Origin of the sequence: Bartonella sp. ML69XJBT, from assembly GCF_028618515.1 — a bacterium.
In the GTDB taxonomy this organism is placed as follows: Bacteria; Pseudomonadota; Alphaproteobacteria; order Rhizobiales; family Rhizobiaceae; genus Bartonella.
The window spans coordinates 1-1,590 of sequence record NZ_JAQITB010000106.1 but is presented as its reverse complement, the minus strand read 5'-3'; the positions used below and the strand labels follow the sequence as shown (position 1 = coordinate 1,590).

1 protein-coding gene is annotated in these 1,590 nt (G+C 32.5%); it reads left to right on the top strand.

All coding sequences use genetic code 11. The features are described 5' to 3' along the window. The first annotated feature begins 744 nt into the window (after positions 1-744). Positions 745-1,461 carry a hypothetical protein gene (locus PVV68_RS10320; RefSeq protein ID WP_273722175.1) on the top strand — a complete coding sequence of 239 codons (717 nt, stop codon included), beginning with the start codon at positions 745-747 and terminating at the stop codon, positions 1,459-1,461. Positions 1,462-1,590: the final 129 nt, after the last annotated feature.

Below are 1,590 nucleotides of genomic sequence, written 5' to 3'. Positions count from 1 at the left end.
ACAGACAATAAATCACAATTATCATTTCTCTTATGAAAATGAAAAATAATGCGGTGGCTATAAGAGCTATAAGAATATAACAGCTATAGAGAATATATAAAAACAGCAGGCTTTCATAATCATAAGGTATTTTCATAATCACAATGCAAATGAAATCATTGGTTATAAAGACAGTCCCTATAAAAGCTATTAAGTTGCAAATGTGTTATAAAAGAAATTCACAAAAATTTTAAAATTCATTTAGTGAAAAAACAGATACGTTATAAAGTAAAAAATACGCATCATGAGATGCGTTTCTCAATATTATAAATGTATAGATTCAGAAAATAACGCAATCGTTTTATAATGCCCATAATATAGCTTTAAAAGCACATAATACAAAAGAAGCAATTAATAAGCATATGATAAATATATACACACAATGCATTTAAAAAAATTATAAAAAATATCAAAAAAGATAAAATATTAATTGACAATAAATACATATTTTGCTATATAAATAATCAAGTGCTGAAAACACTTAACGATTAGCGGATAGGTTACGAAACAACCTCTCCCATGTCTTTAAAATACTGACTGTATTTTATGTGTTAATTAGCATATAATGACTCTGTCGGGTGTGCTTACACCATAGAATACCTTTATAGGAAAAATGTAAGCAACGGACTTATCACCGTGTTTTTCAACACCCGGCGCCCTTATGGGCTGTCAATTGAAAAACAATTTTATGATAAGGATTTAGTTATGAAAACTCTATCAAAAAACACCCCCGTTGTTTCTAACATTGCAAATGAAACCGCATCTAATAATAAACAAGAGCCTACAAAAAAATACGAATTTATTGATGATTGTGAATATATCGATGGTCATTTCTTAAAGCGAATTAGAGCTTTAAGAGATTTTGGTGATGTCAAAAAAGGCGATTTAGGTGGCTATATTGAAAGTGAAGATAACCTCTCTCATGAGGGCAATTGCTGGGTGTATAATAAAGCACGTGTCTTTCAAAATGCACGCGTCTTTGGAAATGCTAAAGTAAAAAGCTTTTTTGTTGACGTCTATGGTAATGCGCAAATTTATGGCAATGCTATTTTTGAAGGAATGACATTAAAGGACAATGCAAAGCTGTCGGGTAATGCACATGCTAGCAACGCCGTGATTATTGAAGGCAATGCACAAATTTATGATAACGCCCGTGTCTCTGATCATGCTCATATTTCCGATAATGCTGTCATTTGTGATGATGCCCATGTCGGAGGCAATGCGAAAATAAGTGGCTCTGCTTATATCTGTGATGAATCGCGTGTTTTCGATGATGCGGTTGTTTGTGATGCTCTTATCTCTGGAAATTCTTATATACATAGCAATGCTTCTTTAACTGCTAATGAAGATATTGATGATGATGCATATCCTGAGTTTGGGAGTGAAGATGATTATTATCGTCATGAATATTATGCTGCTTAAATAAAGCGCGGGCGGTGCGGGGGCGCCTTTCTTTAAAACATCTCATTTTAAAATTTAACGAATATAAACTTAGGGAGTGACCTATGGCTGGTATAACTGTATCTAAAAAATATGAACTTACTAATGAAA

Bases quoted from the DNA above. Each gene is read 5' to 3' on its own strand.
- PVV68_RS10320 (WP_273722175.1), top strand. From the start codon at position 745: ATGAAAACTCTATCAAAAAACACCCCCGTTGTTTCTAACATTGCAAAT.